Here is a 12,231-nt window from a genome sequence, read left to right on the forward strand (position 1 = left end):
GGGAACCAGGTGCGCCCGCCCGTGCCACCGGCGATGCGCAGGCCAACCAGTGAATCAGGCGTGGGGTGCAGGAAGGCGGGCACGGGCGGGCGCACCTGGTTCCCGCTGTTGATGCTGGCGTGGTCGGTGTGGATCTTCTTCACCCCGATGTTCAACACCGCCGCGTTCCCGCATTGGCTATGGCCGACGCTGGGCAGCTACGCGGTGTTCCTCGGGCTGTACCACCACGCGTACTACCGCAGTCGTCGCCACCTGCTGGCGTGTGCGCTCGGCATCGCCGCGCTCGGCTTCGCGCTGACGCCGGTCAACCCCGGCGCGCAGGGTTACCTGGTGTATGCGTGCGCGTTCATGGCGTTCGTCGCGCGACCGAAGCGCGCGATGTTGTGGATGGCCGCCATCCTGGCCGCGTACTGCGCGATGTGGACGTGGATCGGCTGGCCCTGGGTCTATCTCTTCAGCGTGGTGATGGTGAGCCTGGCGGTGGGCCTGATGAACATCAGCATCCAGCGCCGCCACCAGGCCGACAACGCGCTGCGCCTGAGCCACGACGAAGTGCGCCGGCTCGCCGGCGTGGCCGAGCGCGAGCGCATCGGCCGCGACCTGCACGACCTGCTCGGCCACACCCTGTCGCTGGTGGCGTTGAAGGCCGACCTCGCCGGGCGGCTGGTCGAGCGCGATCCGGCCGCCGCGCGGCGCGAGATCGACGAGGTCGCGCGCGTGTCGCGCGACGCGCTCGCGCAGGTGCGGCGCGCGGTCACCGGCATCCGCGCGGCCGAGCTGGTCGCCGAACTCGCCTCGGCGCACCTGCTGCTGGAAAGCGACCAGATCGTGCTGCACTACGCCCCGCCGGAAGTGCCGCTGCCTTCCACGCTGGAAACCGCGCTGGCCCTCACCGTGCGCGAAGCGGTGACCAACATCCAGCGCCATGCCCGCGCCCGCCAGGTGTGGATCGCGCTGGAGTACACGCGCGAACAGGTGCTGCTGCGCGTGCGCGACGACGGCCGTGGCGGCGACATCGTGCCGGGCAACGGCCTGCAGGGCATGGGCGAACGCCTGCAGGCGCTGGGCGGCGAACTGCGCATCGACGCGCGCGCGGGCGCCGGCACCGAACTGCAGGCGCGCCTGCCGTGGCCGAAGCCGAGTACGGAGGCACGCGATGCCACGCCGGCCTGAGCGCTCTGCTACCGTGCGCGCCACGACGTGAAAGGAACCCGCCGATGATCCGCGTGCTGCTGGCCGAAGACCAGGCGATGCTGCGCGGCGCGCTGGCCGCGCTGCTGGGCCTGGAGGAGGACATCGCCGTGGTCGGCAGCGCCGGCGACGGCGAAAGCGCGTGGCGCGAACTGCAGCGGCTGCAGCCGGACGTGCTCGTCACCGATATCGAAATGCCCGGCCTCACCGGCCTGGAGCTGGCGCAGCGCATCCAGCGCCAGGGCCTGCCGGTGCGCGTGGTGATCGTCACCACGTTTGCCCGCCCGGGCTTCCTGCGCCGCGCGCTGGATGCCGGCGTGGGCGGCTACCTGTTGAAGGACGCGCCGGCCGAACAACTGGCCGACGCGCTGCGCCAGGTCGCGCGCGGCGGGCGCGCCATCGACCCGCAGCTGGCCGCCGAAGCATGGGCCGAGGCCGATCCGCTCAGCGACCGCGAGCGCGGCGTGTTGCGCCTGGCGGGCGAGGGCCGCTCGGCCAGCGAGATCGCCGAGCTGCTCGGGCTCTCGCACGGCACGGTGCGCAACTATCTTTCCGAATGCATCGGCAAGCTCGGCGTGGCCAACCGCATCGAGGCCTATCGCCTCGCCCGGCAGAAAGGCTGGCTTTGACGGCGGCTATGCCGTCATCGCACGCAGCCATGAAAATTCGGCCTGCCCCGGCCACGGCGCGGCTGCGCTGGCTAGACTGCGGGCCACCTCATGCGGGAGTGCCCGATGATCGCAAAGCGCCTGATGCTGCTGGCCTGCCTCTGGCTCGCCTGCATGCCGGCCCTGGCCCAGCAGTTCAAGGTGCTGGTGGCCGCCATTCCGAACAAGTACCACCACGACTACATCCCGGTGGCCAAGCCGCAGTTCGAGCGGATGGCGCGCCGGCATGATTTCGCGCTGACGTGGGACTGGGACGGGCGCGCGTTCGACGGCGACCTCTCGCAATACCAGGCGATCGTGCTGCTCAACTCGCCGGCCAGCGACCTCGACCCCGCGCGCCGCGCGAACTTCCAGAAGTACGTGCGCGCCGGTGGCGGCGTGGTCGCGGTGCACAAGGCCTTCGCCATCAAGAAGGGCGACTGGGACTGGTACGACCGGATGATCGGCCGTTCCTTCCGCACCCATCCCTACCTGCAGACCGCGATGGTGGACGTCATCGACCCGACCCACCCGGCCACCGCCGGCCTGCCGAAGCGTTGGCTGTGGAGCGACGAGTGGTACGAGTATGACCCGCCCTACAGCGACGACCTGCACGTGGTGATGGAAGTAGACGAGCGCAGCTATGACCCCACCGCGATCTGGCCCGGCCAGGTCGCCAAGGGCATGGGCCGGCATCATCCGGTGGCCTGGTACCACGCGTTCGAAGGCGGCCGCGTGTTCGCCACCGCGCTGGGCCATCCGCCGGAAGCGTATGACGACGCGTTGTACCTGGGCCATCTGTACGGCGCCATCTACTGGGCCGCGACCGGTCGCGGCATCGACACACCGCGCTGAGCGGAAGCGTTAGGCTGGGCGCGGATTGGCGTGGATGCGGGCGATGGGCTTCGAAGCGTTTCTGCGGGAGTACAAGGGACTGCTGGCGCTGCTGTCGGTGCTGGCGACGGTCAACGTGATGTTCGCGCACCGCGCGCTGCTGCGGCTGGCGCAGGCCGAACCGCAGCGGCTCGCCGCGGTGGGCATTCGCCGCATCGACTGGTGGCCGCGCTGCGTGCTGGGGGTGGGCCGGTTGGGCTTCACCGCTGCAGGCCACGGCCTGCCGCTGCGCACGCGCGTGCATTTCCAGGCGGTGGCGGTGACCTACGTCGTGCTGCTGGCGCTGTTCGCCAAGGCGATGGTGGATGTCGTGGGCCTGGTGATGCGCTGACCCCGTGCCTTCCGGCACCCGCCCCATCGGCACATGGCTGCCTCCGGGCGGCTGTCGAGAATCGGCCGACGCCCGTACAGGAAGCCTGCCATGACACCCGGATGGAGCCGCGCCGCCCTCGCGTTCGCCTTGGGCCTGCCCCTTGCCGCGCACGCCGTGGACCTCACCCGCCTCGATGAAGGCATGACCGGCCCGCGCACCGAAGTGCTCGTGCTGGGCACCGTGCACCTGAGCGAACAGCCGCCGTTCAAGCCGGAAGCGCTGGATCCGTTGCTCGACCGGCTCGCCGCGTTCAAGCCGGGCTACATCACCATCGAGGATATCGGCGGCGAGCAGTGCGACATGGCGGCGCGCCATCCCACGGTCTACGGCGAGGACTACTGCGGCACGAAGGTGGTCGAGAAGGCGCGCGCGGCCACCGGCCTGGATATCCCGGCGGCGATCGCGGCCACCGATCGCCTGCTTGCCGCATGGCCCGCCGCACCCACGCCCGCGCAACGCCGGGAGCTCGCCAGCCGCTTCCTGGCCGCCGACGACCGCGCTTCGGCCTATGTGCAATGGCTGCGCTTGCCGGAGCGCGAGCGGCATGCCGGCGACGGGCTGGACGAGGTCTTGGTGGAGGTGCTGCGCCAGACCGCGCAGATCCGCAACGAGGATTATCTCGTCGCCGCGCGCCTGGCTGCGCGCCTGGGGCTGGAACGCGTCTACCAGGTGGACGACCACACGGGCGACAACATGCGCGTGTCCGACCTGCGCACGTTCGGGCAGCAGATGGACGCGGCATGGAAGGCCGGCCGCGCGCGGTTGGACGAGATGGAGAAGGCGCAGGCCGGGTGGGCGGAAGCGGGCGACTACCTGTCGATCTACCGGGCCATCAACCAGCCGTCCTCGCTGCAGGTGTATGCCGAGGTGAACGCGAACGCGGCCTTGCGCGCGGTGTCGGCCGAGCACTACCCGCAGATGTGGGTGAACGGCTGGGAGATTCGCAACCTGCGCATGGTCGCCAACATCCTGCAGGTGGTGCGGGAAAAGCCGGGTGCGCGGGTACTGAGCATCGTGGGGGTTTCGCACAAGCCCTGGTTCGATGCGTGGCTGGGGCAGATGCAGGGCGTGGACGTGGGCGATGTGGAGCAGGTGCTGCGCTGAAGTGGTCGCTTCGGAGCGGGGACGTGACGCAGGACGGGGTATGCCACCATGACGTCGTCATCTCCCCTGGGCCACGCCACGCATGCTCGCCACGACCTTGACGCTTCTGCTGGCGGCCATGTCCACCGAGCCGGACGAGCGCGCATGGCCCGAGATACCGGCTGCCTTTCTGGAGGCCGACCTGCAGGCCACGATCAATCGGGGCCCCGCGGGCGGCTTCCCTTCATCGGGATGCATTGGTTTGGTGGTCGAGCTGGATCACGAAGGCGCGGTCCAGCGCGCCAGGATCTTCCGTTCGACCCGTATCCGCGACCTGGACCGCGGCCTGCTCGACGCGGTATCGCGGTACAGCTTTTCCGTCCCGCGACAGGGCAGTGCGGAAAGTCAGGCGTGGCGGGTCTACGTCAACTACAACCAGCGCGGGACGCGCTACCAGATCGCCCCCGCGTGCGCGCCGTTGCGCGATGACGACGGCGCGTATCCGGAGCGTCGGGAAGACGGTTCCCTGTAGGCGCGGCGTTCGCGATCTACGCTTCGCCGCCGCCGCGTCCACCTCGCGCCATCGCCTGGAACACGCCATCCCTGCGCACCCATGCGTGGTACAGCGCCGCGGAGAGATGCAGCAGCACCGTGGCGAACAGCACCCTGGCCAGCCAACCATGCGCGTCACGCAGCCACGCATACAGCGTGGGATCGTGCGGTGCGATCGGCGGCAGCTGGAATCCGGCGAACATCGTCACCGGGTAGCCCGCCGCCGACACCGTCGCCCAGCCCAGCAGCGGCATGGCGAACATCAGCCCGTACAGCACCCAGTGCGAGGCCTTCGCGGCGAACGCCTGCCACGCGGGCAGGTCCGCCGGCAGCGGCGGGGGCGCATGGCGCAGCCGATTGCCCAGCCGCACGATCACCAGCAGCAGGATCGCGATGCCCAGCGGCCGGTGCAGGTCGATCAGCCACGGCCGCTGCGAGATCGACGCCACCATGCCCACGCCGATGAATAGCATCGCCAGGATCATCGCCGCCATGAGCCAGTGCAGCACGCGCGCGGTGAGGTTGAAATGGGTCGAGGTGTTCATTTCGCCTGCTCCTGGCCGGTGGCTTCCGGGGCTTTCCCGTGCGCGATCTCGCGCTCGCGGCGGTTGAAGGATTGCGAGTACACCGCCGAGCGCGCGGCCAGGATCGGGTCGTCGGACCCGGCGATGCCGTCGGGCAGGATCAGCGGGTCGTAGTTGATGTCGCGGCACTGGCCCTGTTCCTGCGGCTGCGCGGCAGTCAGTTCCAGCGTGCCGGCCACGACCTGCTCGCGGTCTTCCGGCCACGGCTGCGAGGCGTCGTTGACCGGGTCGCCCTCGTTGGCCAGCGTCAGCACCATGTCCCAGCGCAGCGGCCCCTGGGCCAGGCGCTGCTGCAGGTCGCGCGAGAGGAAATCCACGCCGGCCTGTTCGCGCTGCGCGGCGTCGAGTTCGCGGAACGGCGCCTGCGGGCGCATCGACCAGCGCACGAAGCGCTCATGCCCGTCGGCATCGATGAAGCGGAACGCGTTGACGCCGTTGTACTGCGTATTCGCCCAGCTGTCCGACCACGGCGCGCTTTTCGCCCACGCCTGGAATTTCGCCGCTTCCGGATACTGCTTCAGGAACGCGGCCATCTTCGCCGGGTCCGGCTTGCCGGTGGCCGGGTCCGGCCGCGCTGCCTCGCCCTGCGCGGCGAAGCCTTCGGGCGTGGCGACCACGAAGAACGGGAAGCTGTTCATCGCCGTGCGCCATTGCTGGCCGTCGTCGGTGGTGAGCAGCAGCGCCATGCTGCGCACGCGCGCGTTGTTGTCCGCGCCGTGCGGGTCGCCGCCGGCAATCGACAGCCGCCCCATCACCGGCACGTCTTCCTGCTGGAACACGCGGGCCTTGGACAACGCGCTGGCCTTGCCACTGGGGTGGAAGCTGCCGGTCACGCACACGCCCTTGCTGTGCGCGCGGCGGTAGCCGGGGTAGGGCTGCTTGTTGCCGGCCTCGATGCCGTCGGTCATGCGCTGGGCGGTGAGGCGCCCGCCGCCGATCCAGCCGGCGGTCCAGGCGAAGGCCGCGGCCAGCACGGCGACGATGGCGCCGATGCCGATCAGCGGCAGGTAACGGGTGGGGCGGGGGGCTGGGGATGGCGCGGACATGCGGGGCTCCGTGGCGGTCATACCCGGTCAGACGCACGGGCGGGCGATCTATTCCACGCCTCGTGGCGTGAAGCCGGGGAATAATCGCCGTGCCGGGACGTCCCACCCCTGTCCCCACCGTCCAACGCCGCCATGCCCCTGCGAGATGCCACCGCCGACGACGACCGCCTGCGCGCCCTGCTGCCGCGCCTGTGGCGCTTCGCCCGCTCGCTGGCCGGCGACCCCGCCGCGGCCGATGACCTCGTGCAGTCCGCCCTGGAACGCGCGCTGCGCGGCTGGGACGCCCACCGCGACGACCAGGCGCTGCAGGCCTGGCTGTTTTCCATCCTCTACCGGCGCTTCATCGACGAAACCCGCCGCACGCGCCGCTGGCAGCGGCTGCTGGGCCTGCTGGCCGCCAGCCCGCCGCCGCTGGCGCCCTCGCCCGAACAGGTGCACGACGAGCGCGCCATGCTCTCCCACTTCGGCGAGCTGCCACCGGAACACCGCGCGGTGCTGATGCTGGTGGCGGTGGAAGGCTTCACTTACCAACAGGCCGCCGACACCCTCGGCGTGCCGATCGGCACCGTCATGTCGCGCCTGTCGCGCGCACGCGAACGACTGCGCACGCTCGGCGAAGGCCAAGCCCCTCTTGTTCCCGCGCTGCGGAGAATCAAATGAACCCGCTCCTGGATGCGACCGAACGCGACCTGCGCCTGCACGCGTATGTCGACGACCAACTGGACCCCGCCGCGCGCGCCGAGGTGGAGGCGTGGCTGCGTGACCACCCCGAGGACGCCGCGCGCGTGGCGGCCTGGCGTCGCGATGCCGCCGCCCTGCGGACCGCCTGGGCATGGACCGAGCGCGTGCCGCTGCAGGCCGAGCTGGACCCCGCCCAGCTGCGCCGCCGTCGCCACGCGCGCCAGCGCACCTGGATGGGCATGGCCGCGGCCTGCGTGCTGGCCCTGGGCGCGGGCGGCTGGGGCGGCTGGCAGCTGCATGGCGCCCGCCTGCAGGCCGAACGCGCGCCGATGGCCGACGCCATGGCGGCGTATCGCCTGTTCGCCACGCAGGATGCCGCGCTGGAGTACCGCGATGGCGCCTCCGACGAAGCGCGCCTGCGCGACTGGCTCGCCACGCAGTTCCATGACGCGGTCGCGTTGCCGGACCTGCGCGCGCAGGGCCTGCGCCCGCGCGGGGGCCGCCTGCTCTCCACGCCGGAAGGCGCGGCGGCGATGCTGGTCTATGAAGATGCGGCCGGCAGCCGCGTGGCGTTGTACGTGCGTCCGCTGGCGCCGCGGTTGCGGGCCGGCGAGCGCACCGAGGACGGCCTGCATGCGCGCTACTGGTCGCAGGGCGCCGCGTCGTATGCGCTGGTCGCCCCGGTGGCGGCGCTGGCGCGCACGCGCGGCTGAGCGGAGTTATCGGCCGCCGGTGTGGCGGGTATCCACCAGGTCGCGCACGCGCGCGGCGTTGTCGGCATCGACGGGGTTGTAGACCACCATCGCCAGGTCCGGCCGCCCATCGACCGCGAAGTAGGAGATTTCCAGGTCGATGGTGCCCAGCTGCGGATGATGGATGCGCTTGGCGTGCGCGCGTTCGTCCGGCAAGCCGCGGTCCTGCCACAGCGCGGCGAACTCGGGACTGCGCGCGGACAGTTCTTCGACCAGCTGGGTGATCTCGGCATTGGCGCCGGCGCGCATCGCATCGATGCGGAACGAGCGCACCACCGCGCGCGCGACGCTGTCCCAGTTGTCCTGCGCCTCGCGCACGCGCGGGCTGGAGAACATCAGCCGCAGGATGTTGCGCTGCTCGCGCGGCAGCTGGCCGTAATCGGTGAACAGCACGGCCGCCGCGCGGTTCCAGGCCACCACGTCCCAGGTCGCGGTCTTGACGATGGCCGGCGTATCGCCGAGCGCGTCGAGCACGCGGCGCAGGCGCGGCGTCACTTCATCCGCACCCTGGTAGCGCGCTTCCGGCGGATGGCCGAGCGCGAGCAGGAACACGTGCTCGCGCTCGCGTTCGGTGAGCATCAGCGCGCCGACGATGCGTTCGAGCACTTCCGGCGAAGGCGGCCCGCCGCGGCCCTGTTCGAGCCAGGTGTACCAGGTGGGGCTGATGAGCGCGCGCTGCGCCACTTCCTCGCGGCGCAGCCCTGGCGTGCGGCGGCGCGCGGCGCTGAAGCCGAACGCCGCCGGATCGAGCCGCGCGCGGCAATCGCGCAGGAACGCACCCAGCACGTTGTTGGGCGCATCGCTCAGCGGAAGCCTGTTAGTCGCCATACCCGGATAATGTCACTACTTACTGTCGATCCAGTGTAGTGGGATAAAACGCACCCCACCAAGTGGAGCGATTCCATGCGTGTATTCCTTACCGGCGCGACCGGCTTCATCGGTTCGCACATCCTTCCCGAACTGCTTGCGCGTGGCCATGAAGTCATCGGCCTGACGCGCTCGTCCTCCGGCGCGCAGGCGCTGGCGCGTGCCGGCGCGAAGGCGCACCTCGGCACGCTGGAAGACCTCGACAGCCTGCGTGCAGGCGCGGCCAACGCCGATGCCGTGGTGCACACCGCCTTCGACCATGACTTCTCCCGCTTCGTGGAGAACTGCGAGAAAGACCGCCGCGTGATCACCGCCCTGGGCGAAGTGCTGGTGGGCTCCCACCGCCCGTTGCTGATCACCTCCGGCGTCGGCATGGGCAGCAGCACGCCCGGCACCCCGGCGAGCGAGGACGTCTTCAACGCCGCCAACCCGCACCCGCGCATCGCTTCCGAACAGGCCGGAAATGCGCTGTTGGAGCAAGGCGTCAACGTTTCCGTGGTCCGGCTGCCGCAGGTGCACGACACCACGCGGCAGGGCCTGATCACGCCTTACATCGCAGTGGCCCGCCAGCAGGGGCGCGCAGCCTACGTGGGCGCGGGCGAGAACCGGTGGTCGGCCGCGCCGGTGGCCGACGTCGCGCGCCTCTACGTGCTCGCGCTCGAGCGCGGCGTAGCGGGCGCCCGTTACAACGCGGTGGCGGAGGAAGGCGTGCCGATGCGTGACATCGCCGCCGCGGTGGCGCGTGGCCTGGGCGTGCCGGTGGCCTCGCTGTCGCCGGAAGAAGTGCCGGCGTACTTCGGCTGGATGACCTCGTTCGCCGCGGTGGACATGTCGGCTTCCAGCGCCATCACCCGCCGCGTGCTCGACTGGACGCCGACGGGCCCGACGTTGCTGGAGGACCTTTCGCGCATGAACTATGACGAGGTGCCGGCCGCGTAGTCGGCCGCCGCCGCCGGCCCGCGCGCGTCGCGCAGCGGCGAGCGTCCGAACAGCCGCCCGTACTCGCGGGTGAACTGGGTGACGCTTTCGTAGCCCACCGCATGCGCCGCGCGCTTGGCCATCGCCCCGTCGTTGCGCATCAGCCTTCGCGCTTCCACCAGCCGCAACTGCTTCTGGAACTGCAACGGCGTGAGCGAAGTCACCGCGCGGAAATGCGCATGGAACGTGGACAGGCTCATGCCGGCCGCTTCGGCCAGCTGGGCCATCTGCAGCGGCTGCGTGTACTGCGCGCGGATCAGCGCCACCGCGCGGCCGATGCGTGCCGCGTGGCCGTTGACGGCCCCGAGCGCGCGAATCGCCGCGCCATGCCGGCCGGCGAGCAGCCAATGATGCATCTCGCGCAGCAGCCCATCGCGCAGGATGGGCAGCGAGCGAGGGCGTTCGAGCAACTGCATCAAGCGCAGCGCGCAATCGGCCACTTCGGCATCGGTGGCATCCACCTGCAACGGCGAAGTGGACGGCCCTTCCTGTGCGACCGCCTCCATTTCGCCGACGAGGCTGGTAATGATCGAAGGATCGAGATGCAGCACGAACGAGTAATAGGGCGCGCGTGCATTGGCCCCGGTGATCTGGCTGGTGGTGGGCACATCGGCGGTGATGAGCAACGACTGTCCGGCCCCGAACCGCGCCACCTGCGACCCGAACGTGACTTGCTTGGTGCCTTGCAGGAGCAGCACCAGCATCGGGCATGAGATGTCGTACAGCAGCTCCCCGGGCGCCGTCGCCGAAATGGTGGACAGTCCGGGAATCGCCGTACGCGCCACCCCATGCCGGTCGGCATGGGCGAGCGTGCAATGTCGAACGCGATCGAGCAGGGCATCGGTCATGCGCGCACTCTAACGGAGCGCCCCCGCCGTGGCGCACTCATCCGCATTTCCAGGCAACCCCGCCACAGAAGCGGGCAACCCGCCCAGCGCTCAGAAACTTCAAAACCCCCAATCCACCCGCTCCGCTCTTGCTCTTGCTTGTGCCCTGGCCGTTCCCATCCGATCGAGCAGATGTGTGATGCCGGCAGGGGCCGCACCCTTTCGGGACCGTAGGCGACATGGATGTCGCCTACGAGCCTCCATGGATGGATTCACGGCGTGTCCCGAAAGGGTGCGGCCCCTGCCGGCGGTGCACGGATCAACGCGAGCCGATAAGCATCGCCAGCCACCGCACCCCGCAGCGTGCGCAAAAGAAAAAAGCCGGCCGCAGGCCAAAAAACCCAAAAACCAGGCAGCACATCCAGATAATCAGGCAACCAAGCTCCCACCCAGGTTCCGACACTACTCGCACCCCAAGACACCCAGAGGAGTGCACCCCGATGACCACCATTTCCCTAGTGACCGGCGCCAACCGCGGCCTGGGCCGCGCCACCGCGTTATCGATTGCCCGCCAAGGCGGCGACGTCATCCTGACCTACCGCCAGGGCGCGGAAGCCGCGCAGCAGGTAGTCGAAGAAATCCAAGCCATGGGCCGCAACGCAGCCGCGCTGCAACTGGACGTCGGCCAAACCGCGACCTTCAAACCCTTCGCCGAAACCTTGGCCCAGACCCTCGAAACCACGTTCTGCAGGACCACCTTCGACCACCTGGTCAACAACGCCGGCCACGGCGAAATGTCGAACTTCGCCGACACCACCGAACAGCAGTTCGACGACCTCTTCGCCGTCCACGTCAAAGGCGTCTTCTTCCTGACCCAGGCCTTGCTCCCGCAGCTCGCCGACGGCGGCCGGATCATCAACCTTTCCAGCGGCCTGACCCGCGTGACGCAGCCGGGCTTCTCGGCCTACTCCGCCGCGAAGGGCGCCGTGGAAATCCTCACCCGCTACCTCGCAAGGGAGCTCGGCAGCCGCGGCATCACCGCCAACACGGTGGCCCCGGGCGCGATAGAAACCGACTTCCTCGGCGGCGCAGTGCGCGACATCCCCGAATACAACCAGGCCTTCGCCGGCATGACCGCCCTCGGCCGTGTCGGCGTCGTGGACGACATCGGCCCGATGGTCGCCAGCCTGCTCGGGCCGGCGAATCGATGGGTCACCGGCCAGCGGATCGAAGTCTCCGGTGGCCAGGGGATCTGATCAGCCCGCGTAGCGCGCCTGCAGCATCGCCCACGCCGAACGCAGCGCCAGCGCCTCGCCACCGGCGGGGCGGCCCGGGCGTTCGGCATCGTTCCAGGCGTACACGTCCAGGTGCGCCCACGGCTGGCCGGCCGGCACGAAGCGCTCCAGATAGAGCGCGGCGGTGACCGCGCCGGCCATGCGCGAACCCGCATTGGCCAGGTCGGCCACGTGGCTGGTGAGGTAGCGCAGGTACGGACGCCACAGCGGCATGCGCCACACCGGGTCGCGCGTGCGCTCGCCGGCGGCGATCCACTGCTGCGCCACCGCTTCGTCGTTGGCGAACAGCGCCGGAAGATCCGGGCCCAGCGCGATGCGCGCCGCACCGGTGAGCGTGGCGAAATCCAGGATCAGCTCCGGCTTGCCCTCGCCGGCATACGTCAGCGCGTCGCACAGGATCAGGCGGCCCTCGGCGTCGGTGTTGTCGATCTCCACGCTGATGCCGGCGCGCGTGGTGATCA

At 70.2% G+C, this 12,231-nt stretch carries 14 protein-coding genes and 1 pseudogene; 10 read left to right on the forward strand and 5 right to left on the reverse strand.

All coding sequences use genetic code 11. The features are described 5' to 3' along the window. The first annotated feature begins 33 nt into the window (after positions 1–33). The 6 genes from ARC20_RS07860 (at position 34) to ARC20_RS07885 (ending at position 4,720) form a co-directional block, all read left to right on the forward strand. Positions 34–1,173: a histidine kinase gene (locus ARC20_RS07860; RefSeq protein WP_425480275.1), complete on the forward strand. Its 1,140-nt coding sequence runs from the start codon at positions 34–36 to the stop codon at positions 1,171–1,173. A gap of 44 nt (positions 1,174–1,217) precedes the next feature. Continuing rightward, entirely contained in the window at positions 1,218–1,820 is a 603-nt protein-coding gene (locus ARC20_RS07865; RefSeq protein ID WP_057646227.1) for a response regulator transcription factor, read from the forward strand. Positions 1,821–1,925: 105 nt separating this feature from the next. Further along, positions 1,926–2,693: a ThuA domain-containing protein gene (locus ARC20_RS07870; protein WP_057646228.1), complete on the forward strand. Its 768-nt coding sequence runs from the start codon at positions 1,926–1,928 to the stop codon at positions 2,691–2,693. 34 nt (positions 2,694–2,727) lie between these two features. Then, positions 2,728–3,063 (forward strand): hypothetical protein, encoded by a 336-nt coding sequence (locus ARC20_RS07875; protein WP_152983952.1) that lies wholly within the window; start codon positions 2,728–2,730, stop codon positions 3,061–3,063. A 90-nt stretch (positions 3,064–3,153) separates the two neighbouring features. Further along, entirely contained in the window at positions 3,154–4,209 is a 1,056-nt protein-coding gene (locus ARC20_RS07880) for a DUF5694 domain-containing protein (RefSeq protein WP_057646230.1), read from the forward strand. Positions 4,210–4,291: 82 nt separating this feature from the next. Beyond that, positions 4,292–4,720 carry a hypothetical protein gene (locus tag ARC20_RS07885; protein WP_057646231.1) on the forward strand — a complete coding sequence of 143 codons (429 nt, stop codon included), beginning with the start codon at positions 4,292–4,294 and terminating at the stop codon, positions 4,718–4,720. A 16-nt stretch (positions 4,721–4,736) separates the two neighbouring features. Here the strand turns inward: ARC20_RS07885 and ARC20_RS07890 are convergent, their stop codons facing one another. Beyond that, positions 4,737–5,285 (reverse strand): cytochrome b, encoded by a 549-nt coding sequence (locus tag ARC20_RS07890; protein WP_057646232.1) that lies wholly within the window; start codon positions 5,283–5,285, stop codon positions 4,737–4,739. Continuing rightward, positions 5,282–6,370, reverse strand: a complete 1,089-nt coding sequence (locus ARC20_RS07895) for a catalase family peroxidase (protein ID WP_057646240.1) — start codon at positions 6,368–6,370, stop codon at positions 5,282–5,284. The genes ARC20_RS07890 and ARC20_RS07895 overlap by 4 nt, the downstream gene beginning before the upstream one ends. A gap of 132 nt (positions 6,371–6,502) precedes the next feature. Between ARC20_RS07895 and ARC20_RS07900 the strand changes: the two genes are divergently transcribed. Then, positions 6,503–7,030 carry an RNA polymerase sigma factor gene (locus ARC20_RS07900; protein WP_057646233.1) on the forward strand — a complete coding sequence of 176 codons (528 nt, stop codon included), beginning with the start codon at positions 6,503–6,505 and terminating at the stop codon, positions 7,028–7,030. Beyond that, positions 7,027–7,764, forward strand: coding sequence for an anti-sigma factor family protein (locus tag ARC20_RS07905; RefSeq protein WP_057646234.1), 738 nt, complete (start codon positions 7,027–7,029; stop codon positions 7,762–7,764). Before ARC20_RS07900 ends, ARC20_RS07905 begins: the two co-directional genes overlap by 4 nt. A 6-nt stretch (positions 7,765–7,770) precedes the next feature. Here the strand turns inward: ARC20_RS07905 and ARC20_RS07910 are convergent, their stop codons facing one another. Continuing rightward, a complete protein-coding gene (locus ARC20_RS07910; RefSeq protein ID WP_057646235.1) occupies positions 7,771–8,631 on the reverse strand; it encodes a helix-turn-helix transcriptional regulator in 861 nt (286 codons plus the stop codon). 75 nt (positions 8,632–8,706) lie between these two features. On the opposite strand from ARC20_RS07910, the gene ARC20_RS07915 reads away from it, so the two are divergent. Beyond that, positions 8,707–9,609, forward strand: a complete 903-nt coding sequence (locus ARC20_RS07915) for an SDR family oxidoreductase (RefSeq protein ID WP_057646236.1) — start codon at positions 8,707–8,709, stop codon at positions 9,607–9,609. Here ARC20_RS07915 and ARC20_RS07920 read toward each other — a convergent pair. Continuing rightward, the gene (locus tag ARC20_RS07920) at positions 9,585–10,496 is read right to left on the reverse strand and encodes an AraC family transcriptional regulator (protein WP_057646237.1); all 912 of its coding nucleotides are present in this window, start codon (positions 10,494–10,496) and stop codon (positions 9,585–9,587) included. The two genes, ARC20_RS07915 and ARC20_RS07920, sit on opposite strands and share 25 nt — an antisense overlap. A gap of 479 nt (positions 10,497–10,975) precedes the next feature. Between ARC20_RS07920 and ARC20_RS07925 the strand changes: the two genes are divergently transcribed. Next, on the forward strand, positions 10,976–11,731 hold the full coding sequence (locus tag ARC20_RS07925; RefSeq protein ID WP_057646238.1) for an SDR family NAD(P)-dependent oxidoreductase: 756 nt from the start codon (positions 10,976–10,978) through the stop codon (positions 11,729–11,731). Here ARC20_RS07925 and ARC20_RS07930 read toward each other — a convergent pair. Further along, positions 11,732–12,231: pseudogene (locus tag ARC20_RS07930) on the reverse strand (leucyl aminopeptidase family protein); the annotation flags it as partial.

It is taken from the genome of Stenotrophomonas panacihumi (assembly GCF_001431645.1).
Classification (GTDB): domain Bacteria; phylum Pseudomonadota; class Gammaproteobacteria; order Xanthomonadales; family Xanthomonadaceae; genus Stenotrophomonas_A; species Stenotrophomonas_A panacihumi.

Excerpts from the sequence above, each read along its gene's own strand:
- ARC20_RS07860 (WP_425480275.1), top strand. The coding sequence starts at position 34 with ATGCGCAGGCCAACCAGTGAATCAGGCGTGGGGTGCAGGAAGGCGGGC.
- ARC20_RS07865 (WP_057646227.1), top strand. The coding sequence starts at position 1,218 with ATGATCCGCGTGCTGCTGGCCGAAGACCAGGCGATGCTGCGCGGCGCG.
- ARC20_RS07870 (WP_057646228.1), top strand. The coding sequence starts at position 1,926 with ATGATCGCAAAGCGCCTGATGCTGCTGGCCTGCCTCTGGCTCGCCTGC.
- ARC20_RS07875 (WP_152983952.1), top strand. The coding sequence starts at position 2,728 with ATGCGGGCGATGGGCTTCGAAGCGTTTCTGCGGGAGTACAAGGGACTG.
- ARC20_RS07880 (WP_057646230.1), top strand. The coding sequence starts at position 3,154 with ATGACACCCGGATGGAGCCGCGCCGCCCTCGCGTTCGCCTTGGGCCTG.
- ARC20_RS07885 (WP_057646231.1), top strand. The coding sequence starts at position 4,292 with ATGCTCGCCACGACCTTGACGCTTCTGCTGGCGGCCATGTCCACCGAG.
- ARC20_RS07890 (WP_057646232.1), bottom strand. The coding sequence starts at position 5,285 with ATGAACACCTCGACCCATTTCAACCTCACCGCGCGCGTGCTGCACTGG.
- ARC20_RS07895 (WP_057646240.1), bottom strand. The coding sequence starts at position 6,370 with ATGTCCGCGCCATCCCCAGCCCCCCGCCCCACCCGTTACCTGCCGCTG.
- ARC20_RS07900 (WP_057646233.1), top strand. The coding sequence starts at position 6,503 with ATGCCCCTGCGAGATGCCACCGCCGACGACGACCGCCTGCGCGCCCTG.
- ARC20_RS07905 (WP_057646234.1), top strand. The coding sequence starts at position 7,027 with ATGAACCCGCTCCTGGATGCGACCGAACGCGACCTGCGCCTGCACGCG.
- ARC20_RS07910 (WP_057646235.1), bottom strand. The coding sequence starts at position 8,631 with ATGGCGACTAACAGGCTTCCGCTGAGCGATGCGCCCAACAACGTGCTG.
- ARC20_RS07915 (WP_057646236.1), top strand. The coding sequence starts at position 8,707 with ATGCGTGTATTCCTTACCGGCGCGACCGGCTTCATCGGTTCGCACATC.
- ARC20_RS07920 (WP_057646237.1), bottom strand. The coding sequence starts at position 10,496 with ATGACCGATGCCCTGCTCGATCGCGTTCGACATTGCACGCTCGCCCAT.
- ARC20_RS07925 (WP_057646238.1), top strand. The coding sequence starts at position 10,976 with ATGACCACCATTTCCCTAGTGACCGGCGCCAACCGCGGCCTGGGCCGC.